1 protein-coding gene is annotated in these 302 nt (G+C 64.9%); it reads left to right on the plus strand.

All coding sequences use genetic code 11. The features are described from left to right. Window positions 1-11 precede the first annotated feature (11 nt). Window positions 12-302: HAD family hydrolase (locus H2O73_RS20745; protein WP_497997513.1), on the plus strand; the 291-nt coding region annotated here is incomplete at its 3' end.

A 302-nucleotide genomic window follows, 5' to 3' on the forward strand; every position in this document is an offset into this window, starting at 1 on the left:
TGATGGACTCCGTGGCGCGAATCGTCGCCTGCATGCAGGCGGCGTCCCATGACGCAGGGTGGGGGCATCTGGAGGAGGAGGCCATACGCAATATCATCGGCCTGGGGCTTCCCGAAGCCATCGCCACCCTGTGTCCGGGGATCGATCCCGAGCGGGCCGAGCTGCTGCGCAGTCGTTATGCCTGGCACTTTGTCGAAGGCAATGACACGCCCATGAGCTTCTTTCCCGATGTAAGGAGCGGGTTGTCCGAGCTGCATGTCAGGCCCGGGCAGCGCCTGGCGGTGGCCACCGGAAAGAGTCGG

The organism is Vibrio marinisediminis (assembly GCF_014050145.1).
Lineage (GTDB): Bacteria > Pseudomonadota > Gammaproteobacteria > Enterobacterales > Vibrionaceae > Vibrio > Vibrio marinisediminis.